At 68.1% G+C, this 22791-nt stretch carries 22 protein-coding genes; 14 read left to right on the plus strand and 8 right to left on the minus strand.

The window, feature by feature from the left end:
- Nucleotides 1–10 precede the first annotated feature (10 nt).
- Nucleotides 11–592: a hypothetical protein gene (locus tag CRP45_RS20100; protein WP_097246358.1), complete on the plus strand. Its 582-nt coding sequence runs from the start codon at nucleotides 11–13 to the stop codon at nucleotides 590–592.
- A 171-nt stretch (nucleotides 593–763) separates the two neighbouring features.
- Here the strand turns inward: CRP45_RS20100 and CRP45_RS20105 are convergent, their stop codons facing one another.
- On the minus strand, nucleotides 764–2110 hold the full coding sequence (locus tag CRP45_RS20105; protein WP_245910256.1) for an MFS transporter: 1347 nt from the start codon (nucleotides 2108–2110) through the stop codon (nucleotides 764–766).
- 24 nt (nucleotides 2111–2134) lie between these two features.
- A complete protein-coding gene (locus CRP45_RS20110; protein ID WP_097246359.1) occupies nucleotides 2135–2596 on the minus strand; it encodes an NUDIX hydrolase in 462 nt (153 codons plus the stop codon).
- Nucleotides 2597–2858: 262 nt separating this feature from the next.
- On the opposite strand from CRP45_RS20110, the gene CRP45_RS20115 reads away from it, so the two are divergent.
- Together CRP45_RS20115 and CRP45_RS20120 are read left to right on the plus strand one after the other, a co-directional pair.
- A complete protein-coding gene (locus CRP45_RS20115) occupies nucleotides 2859–3647 on the plus strand; it encodes a pirin family protein (protein ID WP_067786291.1) in 789 nt (262 codons plus the stop codon).
- A gap of 138 nt (nucleotides 3648–3785) precedes the next feature.
- Entirely contained in the window at nucleotides 3786–4277 is a 492-nt protein-coding gene (locus CRP45_RS20120; protein ID WP_067786289.1) for a DUF4190 domain-containing protein, read from the plus strand.
- A gap of 6 nt (nucleotides 4278–4283) precedes the next feature.
- On the opposite strand, the gene CRP45_RS20125 is transcribed toward CRP45_RS20120, so the two are convergent.
- Entirely contained in the window at nucleotides 4284–4826 is a 543-nt protein-coding gene (locus CRP45_RS20125) for a hypothetical protein (protein WP_067786287.1), read from the minus strand.
- 129 nt (nucleotides 4827–4955) lie between these two features.
- On the opposite strand from CRP45_RS20125, the gene CRP45_RS20130 reads away from it, so the two are divergent.
- The 3 genes from CRP45_RS20130 to CRP45_RS20140 all read left to right on the plus strand — a co-directional run bounded on the left by CRP45_RS20130 (nucleotide 4956) and on the right by CRP45_RS20140 (nucleotide 8320).
- On the plus strand, nucleotides 4956–5807 hold the full coding sequence (locus tag CRP45_RS20130; protein ID WP_067786285.1) for a Scr1 family TA system antitoxin-like transcriptional regulator: 852 nt from the start codon (nucleotides 4956–4958) through the stop codon (nucleotides 5805–5807).
- 10 nt (nucleotides 5808–5817) lie between these two features.
- Nucleotides 5818–6195, plus strand: a complete 378-nt coding sequence (locus tag CRP45_RS20135; protein WP_067786283.1) for a DUF397 domain-containing protein — start codon at nucleotides 5818–5820, stop codon at nucleotides 6193–6195.
- A gap of 100 nt (nucleotides 6196–6295) precedes the next feature.
- Entirely contained in the window at nucleotides 6296–8320 is a 2025-nt protein-coding gene (locus CRP45_RS20140) for a M13 family metallopeptidase (RefSeq protein ID WP_425436954.1), read from the plus strand.
- Nucleotides 8321–8333: 13 nt separating this feature from the next.
- Here the strand turns inward: CRP45_RS20140 and CRP45_RS20145 are convergent, their stop codons facing one another.
- The 4 genes from CRP45_RS20145 to CRP45_RS33440 form a co-directional block, all read right to left on the minus strand.
- A complete protein-coding gene (locus CRP45_RS20145) occupies nucleotides 8334–9416 on the minus strand; it encodes an ABC transporter ATP-binding protein (RefSeq protein WP_097246361.1) in 1083 nt (360 codons plus the stop codon).
- A gap of 236 nt (nucleotides 9417–9652) precedes the next feature.
- Nucleotides 9653–10555 (minus strand): L,D-transpeptidase, encoded by a 903-nt coding sequence (locus CRP45_RS20150; protein WP_097246362.1) that lies wholly within the window; start codon nucleotides 10553–10555, stop codon nucleotides 9653–9655.
- Nucleotides 10556–10925: 370 nt separating this feature from the next.
- Complete coding sequence (locus CRP45_RS20155) at nucleotides 10926–12269, minus strand: cytochrome P450 (RefSeq protein ID WP_097246363.1); 1344 nt, start codon at nucleotides 12267–12269, stop codon at nucleotides 10926–10928.
- Between the two features lie 50 nt (nucleotides 12270–12319).
- Nucleotides 12320–12838, minus strand: coding sequence for a DUF6764 family protein (locus CRP45_RS33440; RefSeq protein WP_097246364.1), 519 nt, complete (start codon nucleotides 12836–12838; stop codon nucleotides 12320–12322).
- Between the two features lie 210 nt (nucleotides 12839–13048).
- Between CRP45_RS33440 and lppU the strand changes: the two genes are divergently transcribed.
- Both lppU and CRP45_RS20170 read left to right on the plus strand, forming a co-directional pair.
- Nucleotides 13049–13666 carry an LppU family putative lipoprotein gene (lppU, locus tag CRP45_RS20165; RefSeq protein ID WP_179830933.1) on the plus strand — a complete coding sequence of 206 codons (618 nt, stop codon included), beginning with the start codon at nucleotides 13049–13051 and terminating at the stop codon, nucleotides 13664–13666.
- Between the two features lie 16 nt (nucleotides 13667–13682).
- Nucleotides 13683–15140: an MFS transporter gene (locus tag CRP45_RS20170; protein ID WP_097246365.1), complete on the plus strand. Its 1458-nt coding sequence runs from the start codon at nucleotides 13683–13685 to the stop codon at nucleotides 15138–15140.
- Nucleotides 15141–15192: 52 nt separating this feature from the next.
- Here CRP45_RS20170 and CRP45_RS20175 read toward each other — a convergent pair whose 3' ends face one another.
- Nucleotides 15193–15867 carry a S1 family peptidase gene (locus tag CRP45_RS20175; RefSeq protein WP_097246671.1) on the minus strand — a complete coding sequence of 225 codons (675 nt, stop codon included), beginning with the start codon at nucleotides 15865–15867 and terminating at the stop codon, nucleotides 15193–15195.
- 526 nt (nucleotides 15868–16393) lie between these two features.
- Between CRP45_RS20175 and CRP45_RS20180 the strand changes: the two genes are divergently transcribed.
- From CRP45_RS20180 to CRP45_RS20205, 6 genes are all read left to right on the plus strand, one after another.
- Nucleotides 16394–17212 (plus strand): MlaE family ABC transporter permease, encoded by an 819-nt coding sequence (locus CRP45_RS20180; RefSeq protein WP_245910298.1) that lies wholly within the window; start codon nucleotides 16394–16396, stop codon nucleotides 17210–17212.
- A 4-nt stretch (nucleotides 17213–17216) separates the two neighbouring features.
- On the plus strand, nucleotides 17217–18080 hold the full coding sequence (locus CRP45_RS20185; protein ID WP_097246367.1) for an ABC transporter permease: 864 nt from the start codon (nucleotides 17217–17219) through the stop codon (nucleotides 18078–18080).
- A 7-nt stretch (nucleotides 18081–18087) separates the two neighbouring features.
- Entirely contained in the window at nucleotides 18088–19566 is a 1479-nt protein-coding gene (locus CRP45_RS20190; RefSeq protein WP_097246368.1) for an MCE family protein, read from the plus strand.
- 73 nt (nucleotides 19567–19639) lie between these two features.
- Nucleotides 19640–20683: an MCE family protein gene (locus tag CRP45_RS20195; RefSeq protein ID WP_067786259.1), complete on the plus strand. Its 1044-nt coding sequence runs from the start codon at nucleotides 19640–19642 to the stop codon at nucleotides 20681–20683.
- A gap of 8 nt (nucleotides 20684–20691) precedes the next feature.
- Entirely contained in the window at nucleotides 20692–21678 is a 987-nt protein-coding gene (locus CRP45_RS20200) for an MCE family protein (RefSeq protein WP_301315501.1), read from the plus strand.
- Nucleotides 21678–22787 (plus strand): MlaD family protein, encoded by a 1110-nt coding sequence (locus tag CRP45_RS20205; protein WP_067786256.1) that lies wholly within the window; start codon nucleotides 21678–21680, stop codon nucleotides 22785–22787. Before CRP45_RS20200 ends, CRP45_RS20205 begins: the two co-directional genes overlap by 1 nt.
- Nucleotides 22788–22791: the final 4 nt, after the last annotated feature.

Raw genomic sequence — 22791 nt, forward strand, 5'->3', positions numbered from 1 at the left:
CCAAGCAGATATGAACGACATCGAGTACGGCTTCGGGACGGGCGACGGCGCCGTCCACGTCTGGTCGTCACCCGCCGATCTCGACCTGGCCCGCACCGGCACGGCCGACGCCATCCAACTGGATTTCGACGGCGACGGCCTCGCCGACGACGCCCTGTGGGATTCGCACGGCACCGGCATCGCCGACGTCGCCGCGCTGGACCTGGACGACGACGGGGTGCTCGACCACTTCTATACCGACCCCACCGGCCTCGGCACCTGGAACCACCAGATCACCGGCTCGGCCGCCGACGCGAACAGCGAACCGCTCGACTGGATCGTGCGCACCGGCCCCGACCCGCTCGCCGCCCCGCAGAACGCCGCCGATCCAGCGGTCACCGAAGCGCTCGCAGACTACCCGATCGCACCGGAGCCGACCGCCCACGGCGGCACGGTGGACCAGCCGATTCCGCCCAATAGGTTTGAGCCTCCGTACAATTCGGCGCCGCTGGGCGAGCACCCGATCTGGTCGAACCGCCCGCCCGACGCGGTCCCGCCGACGACGGAGACCGCGCCGGACACCGAATTACCAGCCGCGACAATGGATCTCTAGGGTTCGCGCTTCTGATCGGTCGGCTCCTCCACGGTGCTGCGCTCGGGCGGAAACGCCAGGCCCTACCGCAGGCCACGCGCCGACGACCGGCACGGTAGCCGCGTCCGGGGCAGGATCGATCGCGTGCTGTGCCACCACCTGCCCGGCACCTGCCCGGCATCGGCCGCGGTCCTACGCCTTGGCTCGCCGCCTGCTGTTCCACGCGATCGCCAGAATCCCCAACCCGTACCCGACCGCGCCCGCGACCACCACGGGCAGCGATCGCCCGTCGTCCGGGACCACCAGCGCGGCCAGCGCGATGGCCAGGACGAACGCGATGTTGAAGACCGTGTCCTGGAGGGCGAACACCTGTCCGCGCCTGGCGTCGTCGATATCTATCTGCATGGTGGCGTCGCCGGTGAGCTTGATCGTCTGCCCGGCCAGCCCGAACAGGAAGGCGCCCGCGAGCAGCAGATGATGGGCGCGCTGGGCCGCCGCGCCCGCCTCGGCGACGGCGATCGGCGTCACCAGCGTCAGCTGCACGATCGTCGCGGCGACGAGCCCCGCGACCACCGTGCGCGAACGACCCAACCGCGGGATCACCAGCGGCGCGACCACGGCGGCGACCAGCATGCCGCCCGCCGTCGCGGCGATCGCCACGCCGAACCCGATCAACCCGCTGCTCAGACCGGAACCCTCGGGCGCCTGCCGCAGTACGAGCACCATGATCAGCGTGTTCGCGCCGAACACCACGCGGTGCGTGCCGATGCCGACCATCGCCGTCGTCACCGAGACCGACTGCCACACCGCCCGCGCCCCGGTGCGCAACCCGGTGAGGATCGCGTGCACGGTCCCCTCGTGGACCGCACTCCCGTCCTCCGGTCCGAGCACGCCGTGCCGGAAGCCGGCCGCGAGCAACGCACCGAGCACCGAGCCGACGCCACTGATCGCGACGGCGACGGCGGAGGCGAAATCGCCCGCCCCGATCACTCCGATGACGGCCACCGCGATCGCAGCGCCCGCACCCGCGCAGCCGGAGGCGACGGTGGCGAGCACCGAATTCATCGGCACCAGCCACTGCTGCGCGAGCACCTTCGGCAACGCCGCCGAGACACCCGCCATCACGAATCTGCTGATGCCGACCACGGCGAGCGCGAGCAACAGCAGCGGCGGCTCGGCGATCCCGGCGACCAGGCCGACGCTCGTCACGCCGATCAGCACGCCGCGCAGCACGTTGGCCACCAGCAGCACCGCGCGCCGGTCCCAGCGGTCCAGCAGCGCACCGGCGTACGGCCCGATCAGCGAATACGGCAGCAGCAGGACGGCGAAGCCCGCGGCGATGGCCAGCGGGTCGGTCTCGCGCTCGGGGTTGAACAGGATCGCCCCGGAAAGCGCGGCCTGGAACATCCCGTCGCCGAACTGTCCGGCGAAGCGCACGATCGCCAACCGCAGCACGCCTGGACTCTCGCGAAGCGCCGTGCGCAACGGAACGCGCGGCGCGTCGGCGGGCGGGCTGTCTTCCTGGCGACCGATCGACACCGCCTTGATTGTGCCCTGCTTTCCTCAGCCGGAGCTGACCAGGGAACTGACCGCCGCCCGCATATCCGTCGTCATCGGCAGTTCGTCGAGCGCGCTCGCGTCGATCCAGGCGAAGGCGTCGTGTTCGCCGGGCGCGAGCGCCACCTCGCCGGGCTCCACCTCGACCAGGAAGCTGAACTTGCGCACCCGCGGCTTGGTGCGGGTGGCGTAATCGATGCCGCCGAGGAACTCGGTGATGGTGCGCACCCGCAGCCCGGTCTCCTCGAACAGCTCCCGCACCACGCACTCGGCGAAGGTCTCCCCCGATTCCACGCCGCCGCCGGGCAGTTCGTACATGCCCCCGTGATAGTCGTCGGGCACCCGCCGGACAACGAGCAGCTTCCGGTCGCGGAAGACCGCGACGCCGACCACGAAGTCGCTGATGCCGTCGCGGCGCGCCTCGGCGCGGAGCTGTCGCTCGATGCGATCGAGCGCTTCCGGTCGCATTCGGCTCTCACCTCCGGTTCCGTTGGGGCGCTTCGTGTTACGAACCCGGTGCCGTCGGGAAGGGGCTCCGTCGCCGGTAACCCTACGTGTCCCGTCCCCGCTTCACCGCACCGGTAGGTACTGCTCGCCTGCCGTTCACCCGCTGGTCGCTCGCGTAAAATGCCGAGTGCTGGACAATTTACTAGGAATCAGGAGTGCCGCGACCTCGAGTGCTCCTACCCTGAAAGGTGATCGGTGCACGGTCGGAGAGAGGAGGACCCTGATGTCCACACTCACGACGCCTCACATCGATATCCACCGTGGCGGCGACCGCATGAAAACGCGGGTGTCCTGGTTGGATTCGAAGCATTCGTTCTCGTTCGGTGAGCACTACGACCCGGAGAACACCCATCACGGCCTGCTGCTGGTGAACAACGAGGACATCGTGCTGCCCGGGCAGGGTTTCGACACCCATCCGCACCGTGACATGGAGATCGTCACCTGGGTGCTCGGCGGCAGCCTGGTGCACCAGGACTCGCTCGGTCACAGTGGCGTCATCTACCCCGGCCTCGCCCAGCGGATGAGCGCGGGCACCGGCATCCTGCATTCGGAGAAGAACGACTCATGGCGGCTGGACGACAGCGCCGAGCACCAGGAGCCCGTGCATTTCGTGCAGATGTGGGTCGTGCCCGACGAGCCGGGCCTGACCCCCGGCTACCAGCAGCTGGAAATCGACGACGAGCTGGCGGGCGGCGGTCTCGTCACGGTGGCCTCGGGCCTGCCGCGCTACCGCGAACGCGCCGCGATCGCCATCAACAGCAGCCACTCCGCACTGCACGTTGCCCGCATGCCCGGCGCGGAGCCGGGCGCCGCGCCGCAGGTGATCGACCTGCCCGACGCGCCGTACCTGCACCTGTTCGTCGCCCGCGGCGAGGTGGAGATGGAGGGCGTCGGCCCGCTGTACGAGGGCGACGCCGTGCGGCTGACGCGCAGCGGCGGTCAGCGGATCACCGCGCACGGTCCCGCCGAGATCTTGGTCTGGGAGATGCACGCGCGACTCGGCGGTCAATGAGCGGTCCACCGTCCGGTTCGCCCCATTAACATCCGAGCGTAGGGAGCGCGATCAGTAGGCGACCGCCGCGCAGCGCACCCGCAGGACCCGCGAGACCCGCAGCGAGTCCCCCCAGCGGCACCGACTGAGAGGAAGTCCATGTCGCAATATCCACCGCCCGGCCAATACCCGCCGCCGGGCCAGTATCCGCCGCCACCCGGCGGATACCCACCGCCGGGACAGGGTGGCTACTGGCAGGAATCGCCGAAGGGCAAGGGCCTGGCCATCACCGCGTTGGTGCTCGGCATCCTGGCGCTGCTCACCTTCTGGTCCATCCTCGGCGGCTTCCTGTTCGGGCTGTTCGGACTCATCTTCGGCATCATCGCGTTCGTCAAGGCGCGCAAGGGAACCGCGGGCGGCACCGGCATGGCGGTCACCGGTCTGATCTTGAGCGTGCTCGCGCTGATCGGCGCGGTCCTCATCGCCATCGTCGGCTGGAGCTTCTTCGTCGATTCCGGGGGCAAGGATTTCATCGACTGCCTGGACAAGGCGGGCAACGATCAGGCCAAGATCGACGAGTGCGAGCGGAAGTGGAACCAGAACATCGAGGACCGCTTCAGCGTCACGCTGACACCGCGGCCGACGCCGTAGCCGAACTCACTTGTCCTTGGACGGGATCGCCGCGGTCCTGGTAGCGGCGATCACCTCGGGTAGCTCCGGCCGGTAGTCCATATCCGGCCGCGCGATCCAGGTGCGGTAGCCGCTGTGTTCGTCGGCGGGCGAGGGCAGCACGATCGTGCTGCCTGGCAGTGCGACCGAGGCGCAGACCCGGAACAGGTCGGCGAACAGGGCCATGTCCAGGTAGGAGTTGTCGGTCGGCCCGGTCAGGAAGGTCCAGCGTCCGGAACGCGGATGCCCGATGATCGGTCCGCCGCGTCGCCCGCCCGCGGTGAGCAGCGCGCGCACTTTCGTGCCGAGCGAGGCGGGCATGACGACCGCGCCGACGGCGCCGACCTCAAGCATGATGCGGCCGAGCGCCGGGTCGACCACCGCGTAGAGCCCGTTGTCCTTGCGGTAGTGGCGGCAGCGGACGAACGCGTCCTGGGTGGCCGAGAACTCCGGAGCGGCCGCGTGGGATGGCGAGGCGTCCGGTTGCCCGAGCGGACCGTGACTGCCTGATTCGGTGCGGAACGTGCTCATGACGAACCTCGCCTCGATGCGGAGGGAACGTGACGGGTGAATCGGCCGCTGGTGTCGACCCTAGTCCGGCGCAACTAGGTTGACAATAGTCACACGCTGGCGTGTTGCCGAGGCGTAGCATCGCGTGTCATGGCACCCGTCTCGCCTACTGTCGCGCGTTGGGAACTGGTGCTGCGCCTTCGCGAACTGCGCGAGCAGCGCGGCTTCGACTCCGCGACCTTCGCCAAGCGGGTCGGCTTCACCCCGGCGAACTGGTCGCACGTGGAGAAGGGCAGGCGCGTACTCACCGGCAACACCATCGGTCCCGTGCTCGAGCTGCTGGAAGTCACCGCCGAGGAGCGCACCGAGTTGCTCGCCCTGCTGGACGCGAGCAAGCAGCGCGGCTGGTGGGCCAAGTCCTCGGCGCTGATCGGCCCCGAGTTGCAGCGGCTGTACGGCATGGAGCACGGCGCGCAGAGCATCCGCAGCTACGACAGCCTCATCGTTCCGGGTTTGCTGCAGACCGAGGCCTACGCTCGCGCGCTCATCAGCGCCGACGTGATGATCCGCCCGGTGCAGGTCGAACAGCTGGTGGCCATTCGCATGCGTCGGCAGGATCGGTTGCGTGGACCCGACCGCGTCGAGCTCACCGCCGTCATCGGCGAGGCGGCGTTGTTGCAGCAGACCGGCGGCCCCTCGGTGCTGCGCGGTCAGCTCGAGCACCTGGCCAAGCTGATCGAAGAGCTGGACAGCGTCGAGGTGCGCGTCATCCCGTTCGCCGCGACCGCGGGCGCCACCCTCGGCGGATGCAGCTTCCACCTGATCGATTTCGCGGGCGAGCAGTTGCCGACCTTCGGCTGGGCCGAGAGCGCGGTGTTCGGCGGCGCGGTCGACGACCCCGATCTGGTGCGCGATCTGAGCTTCGCCTACCTGCGGGCGCTCGAGCAATCGCTGACCCGTGACGAGTCATTGGCCCTGATCAGGCGGCACGCGCTCGGGTAAAATCCTGCCCATGGCCACCACCGCTAGCGACCGGCCGGAATCCTCCGGCTGGTTCACGTCGACCCGATCGAACAACGGCAACCAATGCGTCGAGGTCAGGTTCGATGGTGATGCGGTGCTCATCCGTGACAGCAAATACCGCCGCAACCCGGCCAACCGCCCCGCCGAAGAGCCCATCATCACCGTCACCGCGAGCGCATGGACCTCGTTCCTGACCTTGCTCACCAGTGGACGACCGCACACCGACCTGGTCGTTCACACCGCCGCGGACGGCACCACCACGCTCCGCCACGGCGACGTCGCCCTCACCTACACCCCCGAAGAGTGGGAAGCCTTCCTCGCAGGCGCCTACGACGGCGAATTCGACCGCATCATCCTTCCTGCCTGACCGCCCACCCCGGTCGCCCCGCGCGGCCGGGGTTCACTCTGCGTGAAAGTGCCCCGGCCCCGACGACTCGCACCTCGCCGCGCCGCGCCAACTCGGCATACTGGAGATCGTGACTTCCGAACCGATCAGCCCGTCCGGCCTGGACCTGTCCCACCTCGACGACGCCGTGCGCGTGCAGGACGACCTGTTCGCGCATGTCAACGGCAAATGGCTGGACGAATATCGGATTCCGGCCGACCGCGCGGTCGACGGCGCGTTCCGCGCACTGTACGACCAGGCCGAGCTGGACGTTCAGGCCATCATCCAGAACGCCGCCGCCGGCGCCGAGCCGGGCAGCGACGCGCGCAAGATCGGCGACCTGTATTCCAGCTTCATGGACACCGAGACGGTCGCCGCCGCCGGGCTCGCGCCGATCTCCGCCGAACTCGCCGCCGTACACGAGGTCGCCGACCGCGGCGCCTTCGCGGCGCTGCTCGGGCGGCTCCAGCGCACCGGTGTCGGCGGCGCGGTCGCCCTCTACGTCGACACCGACGACAAGGACTCCACCCGCTACCTGGTGCACGCCACCCAGTCCGGCATCGGCCTGCCCGACGAGTCCTATTACCGCCAGGACGAATTCGCCGAGATCCGCACCAAGTACATCGCGCACATCGGCCGCATGTTCGCCCTCGCCGCCGCCGATCCGCGTATCGCCGCGCTGCTCCCGGAGGACCTGGACTCGATCGGGCAGCGGGTGTTCGAGCTGGAGCGCAAGCTGGCCGCGGGCCACTGGGACGTGGTCCGCCGCCGCGACGCCGAACTGAGCTACAACCTGGTCACGTTCGACGCGCTGGTCGCCGAGAACCCCGAATTCGATTGGCACGCCTGGGCTTCGGCGCTCGCCGAGGGCGTCGGCAAGCCGGTCGCGGAGTTGTTCGCCGAGGTGGTCGTGCGCCAGCCCTCCTACCTGCGCACCTTCGCGCAGACCTGGGCCGAGGCGGATCTCGCCGACTGGCGGGCGTGGGCGGCGTGGCGTGTGCTGCGTTCGCGCGCACCGTATCTCACCGAAGAGTTGGTCGAGGAGAACTTCGACTTCTACGGACGCACGCTCACCGGCGCCCAGGAGAATCGGGAGCGCTGGAAGCGCGGCGTCTCCCTGGTGCAGGAACTGCTCGGCGAGGCGGTCGGCAAACTGTATGTGGCCGAGCACTTTCCGCCGGAGGCGAAGGCTCGGATGGTCGAGCTGGTCGCCAATCTCCAGGAGGCCTACCGCCGCAACATCTCCGAGTTGGAGTGGATGGGTCCGGACACCAGGAAGGCCGCGCTGGCCAAACTGGAGAAGTTCACCCCGAAGATCGGCTACCCGGAGCGCTGGCGCGACTACTCCGCCGTCGTCATCGATCCCGCGGACCTGGTCGGCAACTACCGCAGCGGCTACGCGGCCGAGCACGATCGCGACCTGAACAAGCTCGGCGGACCGGTCGACCGGGACGAGTGGTTCATGACCCCGCAGACGGTCAACGCCTACTACAACCCCGGCATGAACGAGATCGTCTTCCCCGCGGCGATTCTGCAGCCGCCGTTCTTCGACATGAACGCCGACGACGCGGCCAACTACGGCGGCATCGGCGCGGTGATCGGTCACGAGATCGGCCACGGCTTCGACGATCAGGGCGCCAAGTACGACGGCGACGGCAACATGATCGACTGGTGGACCGACGCCGATCGTGCCGAGTTCGCCAAGCGCACCAAGGCGCTGATCGATCAGTACAACGTGCTCTCCCCGAAGGACCTGTCCGACGAGCACACCGTCAACGGCGAATTCACCATCGGCGAGAACATCGGCGATCTCGGCGGTCTGTCCATCGCCCTCGAGGCGTACAAGATCTCGCTGAACGGCGCCGAGCCCCCGGTCATCGACGGCCTCACCGGACTGCAGCGCGTGTTCTACGGCTGGGCCCAGGTCTGGCGGACCAAGGCACGCACCGAGGAGGCCATCCGCCGCCTCGCCGTCGATCCGCACTCGCCGCCCGAATTCCGGTGCAACGCCGTCGTGCGCAATATCGACAGCTTCCACGAAGCCTTCGACGTTCGCCCCGGCGATGCCCTCTACCTGGAACCCGGCGAACGCGTGAAGATCTGGTAGCGCCGAAAAGGATTCAGCGAAGGCGGTTTTCGGTCTCGGCGTCGAAGAAGAAGACTTCGTCGGGCTTGGGCCGCAGCTGCAGCGGGGCGCCGAGGGCGGCGCGGAAGTGGTGGTCGACGCGGACCACCACTCTGCCCGTGCGGCTGCGCCAGTCGTCGGAGAGCGCGTGGCCGTACAGGAACGATTCGCCGCCGACTTCGTCGACGAGCTCGGCGGCGATCGACAGGCTCGCGGCGGAATCGGTGGTGATCTCCCAGGCTTCGGGGCGGACGCCGACGATGACGCGAGCGCCAGCCCGCACGCTACGCGGCAGCGGGATACGCAGGTCGTCGAGTACCGCGGCGTCGTCGCGCACCGGGGCGTCGAGCAGGTTCATGCCCGGTGAGCCGATGAAGCCGGCGACGAACGTGTTGACCGGGTCGTCGTAGAGAACGCGCGGGGCGGCGAGCTGCTGGAGCTTGCCTTCGCGGAGCACGGCGACCCGGTCCCCCATGGTCATCGCCTCGATCTGATCCTGGGTGGCGTAGACGGTGGTGGTGCCGAGGCGCTTCTGTAGGGAGGCGATCTGGGACCATGTGTTCACCCGCAGCCCGGCGACCAGGTTGGACAGGGGTTCGTCCATGCAGAAGACCTGCGGCCTGCGCACGACCACCCGTCCCAGCGCGACGCGCCTGCGTTCCCCGTCGGAGAGTTTCGCGGGTTTGCGGTCGAGCAGATCCTCGAGCTCGAGCAGCTTCGCGGCCTCGTCGACCCGAACCTGAGCGTCGGCCTCGCGCACGCCAGCGTCGCGGAGCGCGAAGCCCATGTTCTCGGCGACGGTCATGTTCGGGTAGAGCGCGTCGTTTCCGAAAACCATCGCCACGTCGCGGTCGCGCGGCGGCAAGTCGGTGACGTCCCGCTCATCGATCAGAACGCGCCCGCGCTCCACCGTCGCCAATCCGGCGAGCATGCGCAGAGCGGTGGACTTACCGCAGCCCGATGGCCCGACCAGCACGACGAATTCCCCGTCGGCGATCTCGATATCCAGGTCTTCGACGGTTGGCCTCGGCGCACCGGAATATCGGTGCGTCACCCGGTCGAAATGCACCGTCGCCATGCTGTCGTCTCCTCGTGTCGGCGCTTCAGCCGTATTCGCACGTCGGAAACTTTACGACCTGAACAGCTAATGATCGGTGAACATCGCCCGGCGGCGCGTTGAACGCGCGACCAGTCCGGCGGCGCGTTGTCGAATCACGAACCCCGCGCGGCAATTTCGCGGCGGAGCGAGCCGGAGAAACGAAAAGCCGACCGCGCGGGTGCACGGTCGGCGTTTCGGTGGCTATCGCCCGGATATCAGTTCCAGTCGCCAAGCCCGTCGCGCGAGTTCAGCGTCCCGCCGTCGGTGTTCTGCACGATGACCGGGTCGCCCTTCTGCGCGTTCTCGAAGAACCAGCGGGCGTTCTCGGTGCTCACGTTCAGGCAGCCGTGGCTGACGTTCGACACGCCCTGCTGGCCGACCGACCACGGGGCGGCGTGCACGAAGATGCCGCTGTTGGAGATGCGGGTGGCGTACTCGACCTCGAGCTTGTAGCCCTCGGGGGCGTCGATCGGGACGCCGTAGGTCGACGAGTCCATGATCATCTTGCGCTGGCGCTCGCCGACGATGTAGATGCCGTTCGGGGTCTCGTACTTGGGCTTGCCCATCGAGACCGGCATCTCCATCACGACCTCGCCGTTGCGGGTGACCGTGACGGTCTTTGTGGTGTCGTCGGCGGTGGTGATCAGCGCGTCGCCGATGCGGAACGAGCTGGTCGTGCCGCCCGCCACCACCGTCACGTCGGTGTTGTCCGGCCAGAAGTCGTTCGGCCGCCAGCGCACCTGCTTGTCGCTGAACCAGTAGAAGTGGCCGGGCGCGTCCTTCGAAGAGGTCACCTTGATGGCCTTCTCGGCGGTGGCGTGGTCGGTCACCGGCTCTTGGAAGGTGATGATGATCGGCTGCGCGACGCCGACCGTCTCGCCGTCGGCGATATTGATGCTCGGCGGCGCGAAGTTGGCCTGGGGGGCGGGATCGGTGGCCGCGGCCGCCGATCCCGAACCGACTCCGGGGAGGCCCGGCTCGGCCTGAGCGGGAGCGACGATCATGGCACCGGCCGCCGCGATCGCCGCGGACAAGAGAACGCCCCGCCGGATCCGGCGGGCTAGCCGTCCTTCCTCGCGGAAAGTCGACAGCGTTCTGTTGTTCGAAGCGGCATGCATAGGTTATTCGTCCATTCCAGCTCTCGCGCGCGCGTACGCGGGCGAGATGGCTCATCGGTGTGGTGCTCGGCGCCCGCGCGCGGACGTCACGGGTCCCTCGGAGCTGCCACGGATACTGACGGGGGCCTGCGAAGCACCCCACGGGTATTGACGCCCGACCCCGTTCATTCCTACCGTCCGGATGCAACGGCTAGCCAGTGCCAATATTCGGTTATTCGACCTACTGGTCAGATGTGTCCTGGGACACATAAGCCATTGGTGGTCACCAGCTTTGGGCAAACGGCCCGGTCAGGTCGGCAAGTCCGGTTCGAGTGCGGCAACCTGCGGTCCGTCCGGTTTTGCGCAAGCTAAAACGCTTTCGTGACCGAAATCACGCCAGGACGTCGAAGGGGATCGACCGATGCGGTCCCGTCGCGATGTTGTGCGGCACCGAGAGCGGCGCCCGCCCGCGCGCGTAGCGCGGCGGCAGCGCGAGCCGCACCCGGCCGAGCAGAGTGGCGAGCACGATGCGCAGCTCGTAGTCGGCCAGGCTCGCGCCGACGCAGCGCCGATGTCCGCCGCCGAAGGGTGCGAACTCGAACGGGCCGTAGCGACGGTCCAGGAACCGTTCGGGGCGGAACCGCTCGGGATCGTCCCAAATGTCCGGATCGCTGTGCAGCAAGGGTAGCGCGAGCCCCATCGTGTCGCCCGCGGCCAGTCGGACGCCGCGCAGCTCGTACGGTTCGGTCACCCGGCGCAGCACGATCGGCACCGGCGGACGCAGCCGCAAAGTCTCCTGGCAGACGGCGTCGAGGTAGGGCAGCGCCGCGATTTCCGCGGGCGAATCGCCTGCCTCGCGCAGCTCCGCGCGCAGCTTGCGCAGTGCCTCCGGCGCGCGGTGCAGGTGGTACAGCGCCCAGACCAGGCTCGTCGCCGTGGTCTCGTGTCCGGCGACCAACAGGGTGCGCAGCTGGTCACCGAGGTCGGCGTCGGTCGGCGCGCTTCCGTCGTCGTAGCGCGCGCTCAGCAGCAGGCCGAGGATGTCGGAGTCGTCTTGGCGCGCAGTGCTTTCGCGCTCGGCGAGGTCTTCGCGGATCAGCCGATCCAAGCGGGCGCGCGCCGCGACGAACCGGTCCCACGGCGCGCGGCCGAACGCACCGCGCCGCAGGGCGGGCACGAGCAGCAGCGGGCCGGAGAAGGCGGAGAGGAACTCGGTGATCGCGGCGGTGTACGCGGCCCGTCGCCGGTGGGCGCGTACACCGAAGACCGCCTCAAGGATCACCCGCAGCGTGATCGACCGCGCCGCGGCGCGCGAATCGACGCGCGCACCCGGACGCCACGGCGCCGGACCGCCGCCGATCTCGTCGAGCGTCGCGGTCCGGATCAGCTCGCCGTAGGCGCGGATCCGCGCGCCGTGGAACAAGGGCGCGAGCAAGGTCCGGTCCCGTCGATGCGCGGCACCCGAGGTCAGGATCAGTGAGGCCGGTCCGACCAGCGGCTCGATCGGATTCGGCCGCGGTGGTTCGAGCAGGTCGATCGGTGCGCGGAACAGGTCACGCGCGCCCGCGGGCGTTCCGGTGAACAGCACCGCGCCGAAGCCGGGAAACCTGACGTAGAACGGGTCACCCTCGCGCGCCCGCCGCCACCGGAAATACCGCTCGAAGTCCAACCCCGCCGCGAGCGCGTGCAGCGCGAACAACCGCGGCTGAGCGGGTGCTGCGGTCTCGGTCGCCATGCCCTTACCTACGAGAAGTCCATGGCGGCGGTTCGACCGTGGGGGCTCGCTCAATGCGCCGCGGCCCAGCGGCCGAACGGCGTCGCGAGGCAGGACGCACCGGTGGCCGCGTTCCACGCGAAGGCCGCGGACCCGAGGCACACCACGGTGCGTTCCTCGCTGCTCACCTGGGCGCGCGAGCCTTCGAAGGCGATCGTGACGGCGATCGTCCTGCCGTCCGCCGCGTCGGAATCGGTGATCGAGGTCATGGCCAGTGCGTCCGGGCCGAAACCGAGCGCGATCGCGATCCCGCCCGCCCCCTCGCCTGCGCCGACGCCGCCCGCCGCGCCGACGCCGAGCGCCGTCGCGCCCGCGGTTGCGCGGGCGTAACCCACCCCGTCGAAACCGGCCGATCGCGCCTGCCCGTCCGGGTCGGTGGTGGCCCGGCACCCGGCGCGACCATCGATGACGGTGACGTCCACGCCGTGCTCCGCACCGCAATGCACATCGGTTGCCGAAGCGAGGGCCGGAAGTGCGAAGGAGGATCCCACCGCGGCGGTCGAGCAGATGATCGCGCTGATCAGCTTCACGGTCTACCCCTTTCACACCGTAGGGCCCACCATACCCAGGTCGATTGCCTGCGAGGCCTTTCCGCAGCACGCCTCGGACTGTGTCCCTTTCGACTCGACTACCGCGTCCGTGATGGTGTATGCATGGCGTGATATTTGAAGATCAGATCGTCAACTTCGGATTCTTACGGGGGTGTGAGTTCGGAGCGTTACAGCTCGGGAGGACTGTACGTGTCTCGCCAACTGCTATCCGGTCTCGCGCTCGCGCTCGGAACCGCCGCCACCGCGCTCACCCTGGTGGCGTGTAGCTCGACCATCGACGGCACCGCGCAGCCCGCGCTGGACAGCGGGACCGTCGACGCCGTCAACACCAGCACCCCGAAGACCTCCGCGCCCAAATCCAGTGGCAGGCCGACCTCCGGCCGCCCGACGCCGACCGGCGGCAGCACCGATTTCGAGGCGTCCATCGGCGACTGCGTCACCCTCGGCGGCACCACGACCAACGCAACCATCGCGAAGGCGTCCTGCGGCAGCCGCGCGTCCAACTACAAGGTCATCGGAAAGACCGAGACCAGCTCGGCCTGCCCGTCGGATCGCGACAACTACTACGCCGAGACCATCAACGGCGTGCAGCAGGGCGCGCTGTGCCTGGACATCGACTGGGTGGTCGGCGGCTGCATGGACGTCGGCGGCGACGACCCGAAGCGGATCGACTGCACCGAGCGCGGCACCCAGGGCGTTCGGGTGACCAGCATCGAGCAAGGCGTCAGCGACTCGGGCGCCTGCGCCACCGGCATCGGATTCGAGTACGGGGAACGCGATTTCGTGGTCTGCGTCGAGGAACTCTGACCGATAGGTTGGACCGGTGAGCACCGTCTCGGAGCTACCCCGGCTGCGTTCGGCCACCGGACGCTGGATCCTGCTCGCCACCATCCTCGGCTCCTCGGTCGCCTCGCTGGACGCCACCGTCGTCAATATCGCGCTGCCGCGCATCGGGGAGTCGCTGGACACCGATGTGGCCGGGCTGCAATGGACGCTCAACGGCTACACCCTGACCCTCGCCTCGTTCATCCTGCTCGGCGGCTCGCTGGGCGACAAGCTCGGCAGGCGCAAGGTCTTCGTCTGGGGCGCAGTGGGTTTCGCGGTCACCTCGGTGCTGTGCGCGGCGGCGGTGAACATCGAGATGCTGGTCGCGGCGCGGGTGTTGCAGGGCGTGGCTGGGGCGATGCTCACGCCGGGCAGCCTCGCGCTGATCTCCTCGTCGCTGGATGAACGCGACCGCGGCGCGGCGATCGGGCTCTGGTCCGGTTTCGGCGGCGTGGCGGGCGCGCTCGGGCCGTTCCTCGGCGGCTGGCTTATCGACTGGGTGGGCTGGCAGTCCATCTTCCTGATCAACGTGCCGCTGGTCGCCGTGGTCGTTGGCGTAGCGCTGCGCCACGTGCCGGAGAGCTCGGACCCGAACGCCGCCGCGCGGCTCGACGTCCCCGGCGCGGTGGTGGTCGCGCTGGCCCTCGGCGCGCTGACCTTCGGCCTGATCGACGCGATGCCGCTGCTCGCCGTCTCCGGCGTGCTGCTGCTCGCTGTCTTCGTGGTGATCGAGGTACGCAGCGACCATCCGTTGGTGCCGCCCGCGCTGTTCCGTTCCCGGGTGTTCACCGCGGCCAATCTGGTGACGCTGGCCGTCTACGCCGCGCTCGGCGGCGTCTTCTTCCTGCTCGTCATGGAGCTCCAGCTGGTGGCGGGCTACTCGCCGTTGCTCTCCGGGTTGGCCACGGTGCCGATCACGCTGATCATGCTGGCGCTGTCCGCGCCCGCGGGACGGTGGGCACAGGCGCACGGGCCGCGCGTCCCGATGACGCTCGGACCCTTGCTGGCGGCGGCGGGATTGATCCTGCTACTTCGCATCGGACCGGCCGCCGGATACGTCGGCGATGTGCTGCCGGGCGTGGTGGTCTTCGGGCTCGGGCTCGCCGTGCTCGTCGCCCCGCTCACCGGCGCCGTACTCGGCGCGGTGCCCGCGTCCGAGGCCGGGATCGCCTCCGGCGTGAACAACGCCGTGGCGAGGACCGCTCAGCTGCTCGCGGTCGCCGCGCTGCCCGGGCTCGCGGGCATCTCCGGCTCGCTCACCGACCCGGCCGCGTTCGACGACGGGTTCGAGACCGCGATGTGGATCTGCGTCGGGCTGTTGGCCGCCGGCGCACTGATCGCCGCCGTGCTGCTGCGTCCGCCGCGCCGGGCGCCGGACCCGGCGAGCGTCGAGTGCCTGCCGCAGTGCGCGGTCGCGGGTCCTGCGGTCGCGCCGAAGGCTACGAACCCCGCGTAAAAGAAAGGAGCGGGCGATGTCGCCCGCTCCTCGTCGTCTGTGCTGTGGCCGATCAGATCGGCACGTAACCCGCGCCGGGGCCGCCGCGCGCGTTCAGGTCGTTCATGATCGCGCTCATGTTGGTGCCGACCTCGGGGCCGAAGCACGCGATCGCCAGGTAGGCGTTCACCATGCCGACCAGGGTCGTGCCCGCGACCACGGGTGCGCCGGAATCGCCTTCGACGACGCACATCTGGGTCCAGGTCTCGATGTTGGTGCCGAACACGTCGCCGTAGGTGATGCCACAGGTGTTGCCGGTGGTCCGGCCTTCCTTGCAGACGATCATCGGGAACTGGGCCGGTCCGCCGATGCCGGTGATGGTGACGTTGCCGATCCGGTTGACCGGGGTGATCGCGCCCGGCTCGAACTCGATGACGGCGTAGTCGAGCTCCGAGTTGGAGTAGACGAAGCGACCGATCACGCCCGCCTCGCGATCGACCTCCGCGTACACCTCCGCGCCAGGGTCACCGCAGTGTCCGGCCGTGAGCCCGACCAGTCGGCCCGCGTTGTCGTGACCAACCGTGGTGACGGTGCACTCGAACATGTTGTCGATGACGATGCCGGATCCGCCCCCGATCACCGGCGGACCTGGCGCGGCGGCCGCGGGGCCTGCGCCCGTCCCGAGCAGCGCCGCACCGAGGGCGACGGCGAAGACGGCGTTGGCCGCCTTGGCGAGTTTGCTGAACATGTCCCTCCAGACGTCGGAAGCCCGCACGATATCAATCTGTCGCATACATCGTGTCAGTATTCGGTCTCGGGCGCGTCTCGTACGGGTGCTCCGGCGGAGGGTGCCGCCGAATCGTAATAGTGATAGCTACGATCTATAACAAAGGTCGTCGTTCGACACGCCCAATGCGTTTCCAATCGGGATCGAACACATTCGGAAGGCCTTCGAAAAGGCGTCAAATTTAGATGAATAGTTTCCGCGTAATTGATCGGTGATAGAGGACGACGCCCATATAGAGGGGCCTCAACTGTAACCTGTTCTAAAATTTGTACGCTTTATTTTGGGATGCAAGACAAAGGTTGGAGCACGTGCTCGAGGGCTTTTCCCGACAGTGACTCGCATCTATGACTGCAATCACATGACGATGGTGTGTTCCGCACTACTCCGTAGTAAGGTGCGTCAAGCAAACAAGTCGTCGGGGTGAGCAACCGGCGTCGAGAGGGGTTAGCCAGTGCAGTCGACCAAGAGTCCTCCCACGGGATCACGGATAAGTGAAGCGGTCGATTGGACGAGGTCGTACTGGGAAGACCATCCCAAGCGGTCACTGGAGACCTTCGGCCGACAGATCACGATGGGCATCGCCGCGGTGGCGGAACTCGTCCTCGCCATCTTCCGGCGACGGTTCCCCTTCGGCGAATTCGTGCGTCAGTGCGCCTTCATGGCCAATGTGGCCGCGGCGCCCACGCTGCTCGTCGCGATTCCCATCGGCGTCATCGTCTCGATCCAGGTCGGCGCGGTGGCCGGACAGGTCGGCGCGACGTCGTTCATCGGCGCGGCCAACGGCCTCGGCATCATCCAGCAGGGCGCACCGCTGGTCACCTCGATCATGATCGCGGGCGCGGTCGGCTCGGCCATCTGCGCCGATCTCGGCTCGCGCACCATCCGCGAGGAGATCGACGCCATGAAGGTGATGGGCGTGGACCCGCTGCGCCGCCTGGTCGCGCCGCGGCTCGGCGCCGCGATGCTGGTCAGTGTCCTGCTCTGCGGCTTCGTCGTCTTCGTCGGCTTCCTGACCGGCTACATCTTCAACATCTTCGCCCAGGGCGGCACGCCGGGCTCGTACGTCAGCACCTTCTCCTCGTTCGCCGTGACCCGCGATCTGCTCGTCGCGCTGGTGAAGTCGCTGATCTTCGGTCTGCTGGCCGCCATCATCGCCTGCGATACCGGCCTGAACACGCGCGGTGGACCCGGTGGCGTCGCGAACTCGGTCAACTCGGCGGTGGTGAGTTCCGCGCTGATGCTCTTCGGCGTGAACCTCATCATCACCCAGGTCTACAACGCACTCTTCCCCCCACAGGTGGTCTGAGCCGGTGTCATCAACCTACGTACCGCCACTGCTGCGGCCACTCCAGGGACTCAAGCGTTCCGCGCAGGCGCCGGTCGATCTCGTCGCTCGGCTCGGCCACCAGGGCTTCTTCTTCCTGCGTTCCGTCGGCTCCATTCCACTGGCGCTCAAGCAGTACCCCAAGGAAGTGTGGCGGCTGCTCTCCGACGTCACATGGGGCAACGGCAACCTGGTCGTCGGTGGCGGCACCATCGGCGTCATCGTGATCCTGAGCGCGTTCGGCGGCATGACCGTCGGCATCCAGGGCTACACCTCGCTGAACCTGCTCGGCCTGAGCCCGATCACCGGCGCGATCTCGGCGTTCGCGACCACCCGCGAACTCGGTCCGTTGCTCGCCTCATTGGCCTTCGCGGCGCAGGCGGGTTGTCGGTTCACCGCGCAGCTCGGCGCGATGCGCATCTCCGAGGAGATCGACGCGCTGGAGTCGGTGGCCATCCGGCCGCTGCCGTACCTGGTCAGCACCCGGATGTTCGCGGCGATCATCGCGATCGTCCCGCTGTACTGCCTCGGTCTCGCGACCGCCTACATCTCCTGCTCGCTGACCGTGCAGCTGATCGGCGGCACCGCGAGCGGCACCTACGCGCATTACTTCTATCAGTTCCTGATACCGACCGACGTGCTGTACTCGCTGCTCAAAGCGATCATTTTCGTCGCGATCACCACCTTCATCCAGTGCTACTACGGCTTCTTCGCCTCGGGTGGGCCGGAAGGCGTGGGTGTCGCGGCGGGGCGGGCGATCAAGATGTGCATCATCCTGGTCGTCTTCGCGGACCTCTTCATGACGTTGGCGATCTGGGGCGTCAACCCCGGAATCCGGATCTCGGGGTAAGGGCCAGATGATCATCGATCCCAGTGGGCGCGGGCCCACGATGCGGCAGTTGCTGATCGCGGGCGTGTGCGGACTGATCGTGTTCGCGCTGGTGCTCGGCTTCCTCATGGCGCGCTACACCGGCTACTTCGTACCGAAGGTGAACGTCGTCGCGCAGCTGACCACCACCGGTGACGGCCTGCCGTCGGAAGCCGACGTGAAGTTCCGCGGCGTCCTGGTCGGCGCGGTCGACGAGGTCGAGGTCGCGGCCAAGGGCGAACTGCAGAAGGTGCAGATCGAGCTGAAGCCGGAGTACGCGGGCGACATTCCGTCCAACGTGACCGCGCGCGTCGTGCCGAGCAACCTGTTCGCCGTCACCTCCATCGAACTGGTCTTCAACGGCCCGTCCGACACCTACCTGAAGGAAGGGTCGGTCATCGAGGAGGACCGCAGCAAGGGCACGATCGCGCTGCAGGACACGCTGACCACGGTCCGCAACATCCTGGAGAAGATCGACCCCGTGCAGTTCGGCCGGGTGCTCGGCACCCTCTCGCAGGCGCTGGACGGCAGCGGCCGGATGCCGGGCTCGACCATCGAGCGGCTGGACCGCTGGGTGCTCGCCGTCGACGAGTCCATCCCGGATCTCGGCGTCTTCCTGAACGACTTCTCCAGCTCGTTCCGCGCGTTGAACGAGTCGGCCCCCGAACTGCTCGACGTGCTCGGCAGCTCGGTGCAGACCGCGAGCACCATCGCCGAACGCCGCGACGAGCTCGTCGCGCTGATCACCGGGACAAGCGGCACCGTCGACCGGGTGAACGACCTGTTCGCCCGCAACCCGAACGTCGGCAAGGAAGTCACCGTCGGCACCTCCGACCTGTTCGGCGCGCTCACCGCCGACCCGAGCGCGATCACCAGGACGCTGCTGAACCTGAGCGAGTCGGTCCGGGCGATGAACACCACGTTCCGCTGGGGTCCGCAGCAGCAGCAGATCTGGAACGCGGGCATCACGCTCACGCCGTACAAGCCGTACACCGTCGCGGACTGCCCGCGCTACGACGAGATGGCCGGACCGAGCTGCGCCACCGCGCCCGAGGTGAACGAGCTGCCGCCGCTGCCGGAGAACCTGCGGCCGCGCGCGCTGGAATCGGCCGCCGGACTGCCGCCGGTGGTGCCGATGCCCGGCTTGCCGCTGATCCCCGGCGTCACCATGCCGGATCCGGGCCGAGTCGTCGCCGACCTGCAGGGAACCGCGCAGCAGCCGTTCGCGGGTACGCCGCTCGAGGGTCTGTTCCCGGTCCTGCCCGGTCTGCCCGGCCTGCTGCCGCCCGCCCCCGCCCCCGCGGCGGCCCCGGCGGACGCGCCCGCGGCCGGCAGGCCGATCTCCTACCAGGGTGACGCGGCGATCGAGAAGCTGCTCGGCCGCAAGCCGACCACCGCGGAGTACTTGCTGCTGAGTCCGATTCTGAAGGGCGGAACGATGGAAGTGTCCGAAGGTGGGGCTCGATGAGCGAACGCAGTGAGCGAATCATGTGCCAGCGTGCAATGCACATGCCGGCGCCGAGCGTCAGCGAGGCGCAGGCATGAGTATCAAGAAGCCGCTGATCGGGTTCGGTATCTTCGCGATCGTCTCCATCCTGGTGACGGTGGTCGTCTGGAACACCCTCGCGCGAGTCGTCGCGGGCGATACCAAGACCTATTCCGCGACGTTCACCGATGTGCTCGGTCTGCGCGAAGGCGACGACGTGCGCATGGCGGGCGTTCGAGTGGGCAAGGTCGAGAAGATCGAGTTGGCCCGCGACGATCGGACGAAGAAGTCGGTCGCGAACGTGACGTTCATCGTGCAGAGCGACCAGACCATCTACGACGACACCAAAGCCCTTGTCCGCTACCAGAACCTGATCGGCCAGCGGTACGTGGCGCTCGCCCCCGGCGAAGCGTCCAACCCGGCGCCGCTGAAGGACAAGGCCTCGATTCCGCTGGAGCGGACCGAGCCGTCGTTCGACGTGTCGGGTCTGCTCAACGGGTTCCAGCCGCTGTTCCAGGTGCTGCAGCCCGAACAGGTGAACCGGCTCTCGGAGACGTTCATCCAGGCGCTGCAGGGCGACGGCGTCTCGCTGAGCTCGTTCATCGTGCAGGCCGCCCAGCTGGCCACCGATTTCCAGCGTCGCGACGCGATCCTGTCCGACGTGATCGCCAACCTGTCCGGTGTGATGGCGGGCTTGGCCAAACGAGGTGATGAATTGGAGACCCTGGTGACGCAGACCCGGGCCTTGATCGGCGGACTGTACGAGCAGGGCCAGTCCCTGCTCGCCTCCACCGAGCAGATCGCGAGCGCGACCACGTCGCTGGTCGGCATGGTCGGCAACATCCAGCCGAGGCTGCAGACGGCGCAGAACTCCACCAGCGCCGCGCTGACGCTGCTGCTGGACAACGGCGCCAAGCTCGACCAGGCCGCGATCGACCTGCCGCACGTCCTCTCGGCGGCGGGCAGGCACACCTCGGAGGGCGCCTACGCCAACGCCTACCTCTGCGGCTTGGACGTCTCGCTCTACGGCGTGCTGTTCCCCCGCGGTCTGTTCTCGCAGATCGGTGGCACTGCGCACTCGGCGGTGTGCCGCCCATGATCGCGAAGATGAGGAACCGCTTCGACAGCAACCGCTACTTCTGGCTCGGCATCATCGGCGCCGTGCTGATCGTGGTGCTGCTGATGGCCTCGGGCATCATCCGGATGCTCGGTGTCGGCGATCAGACGGTCAAGGCCGAGTTCGTGCAGGCGGCCGGGATCAAGGTCGGCGACAAGGTCAACGCCGCGGGCGTTCCGGTCGGCACCGTGACCGGCGCGAAGCTCGAGGGCAGCCACGTGCTGCTCACCATGAACGTCGACAACAACGTCAAGCTCGGCCCCGACGCCCGCGCCTCGATCAAGATGGCGACCCTGCTCGGCGCCAGGTACGTCGACCTCGATCCCGGCGACGGCTCCGGCCTGAAGGACGGCCGAATCCCGGTGTCCAACACCGCGGTTCCGTACAACCTCGCCGACGTGGTGCAGATCGGCACGCCGAAGTTCGAGGCGCTCGACACCGCGAAGCTGGCCGAATCGCTGAACGTGATCAATCAGTCGATGGGTGACTCGCCCGAGCTGACCGCGCAGGCGCTGGACAGCGTCGGCGCGCTGGCGAAGGTGATCGACACCCGCCGCGAGGAGGTCGACAAGCTGCTCCAGGACCTGGACCGGGTCACCACGATCCTCGGCGAGAACCGCAACAGTGTGCTGCTGGTGATCACCCAGGGCGAGGCCATCGCCAACCGGGTGATGGAGCGCCAGGACCTGCTGCGCCAGCTGCTCGACAACATCGCGGCGCTGACCAGGCAGTTGCAGGAGATCGGCGCGCAGAACGAAGGTCAGCTCGGCCCGACCATCCAGCAGCTGAACACGATGGCCGAGGGTCTGCAGAAGAACAAGGACAATCTGGACCGGATCCTGTCGTTGCTTCCGCCGACCGTGCGCTACCTGGCCAACTCGTGGGGTGGCAGCGGCCCGTACGGCGACGTGGGTCTGCCGTGGCTGTTCCCGGACAACTGGTTGTGCTTCGCCCAAGCTATCGAGGGGTGCCAGTGATGAAATTCGCCACCGCTGCCAAGCTGAGATCCGCCGCCAAGCTGGTCGCGATCAGCGCCGCGGCCCTCACCGTCGGCAGCTGCTCGCTGCTGCCGACCTCGGTCAACGACGCGCTCGGCGGCACGATGAAGATCACCGCCGACTTCGAGAACATCGCGGGCATCTACGAGGGCAACCCGATCACGGTGCTCGGGCTCCAGGTCGGCAAGGTCGACAAGATCGTGCCGAAGGGCACCCTCGTCGAGGTGCACCTGTCGGTCGATTCCGGCGTGAAGATTCCGAAGAACGCCGAGGCGGCGATCGTCTCGCCGTCGATCGTCACCGATCGGCACATCGAACTCACCCCCGTCTACACCGAGGGCGAGACGATGACCGACGGCACCCACCTGCCGAAGGCGCGCACCAGGACTCCCGTCGAACTGGACACGATGATCAAGACCATCGATCAGTTCGCGGCCGCGCTGAAGCCGCAGGAGGGCGTCGAGGGTCTGGGCCCGCTCTCCGGACGGGTGCTGTACCCGATGATGAACGGCAACGGCGAGAAGATGCGCGACACCCTCAACGCGCTGTCGGGCGCGCTGAAGGTCGGCGTCGACAACAAGGACGCGATCTCCAACATCATCATCCAGCTCAACGAGCTGACCACGATGCTGGCCGAGAACGACCAGTCCGTGCGCGATTTCAGCAACCGGGTGACCCAGATGACCGGGCTGCTCGCCGAGCAGGCTCCGGGTCTGCAGGCCACGCTCGACCAGCTCAACGACTTCCTGGCCAACACGAGTACGACGCTCGGTGACTACCAGGGCGAGCTGGCCGCCAGCCTCGCCGGTCTGACCAACGTCACCAATCAGCTGCGGGACAACGCCTACGGCCTCACCGAGGTCGCCGACGTGGCCCCGATGGCGATGCAGAACATCGACAGGATCATCAACCGCGAGGGCCGCTTCGTGCGGCTGCACGCCATCATCGGCACCGCGCTCAACGGCGAGATCGTCGCCCTGTTCTGCGAGCGGATCCAGATGAAGGCCGACGGGTGCCGCACCGGAAATATGCAGGACTTCGGACCCGACTACGGGCTCACCGCCGCACTGCTTGGACTGACGAAATGACGTA

It is taken from the genome of Nocardia amikacinitolerans (genome assembly GCF_900215415.1).
In the GTDB taxonomy this organism is placed as follows: Bacteria; Actinomycetota; Actinomycetes; order Mycobacteriales; family Mycobacteriaceae; genus Nocardia; species Nocardia amikacinitolerans.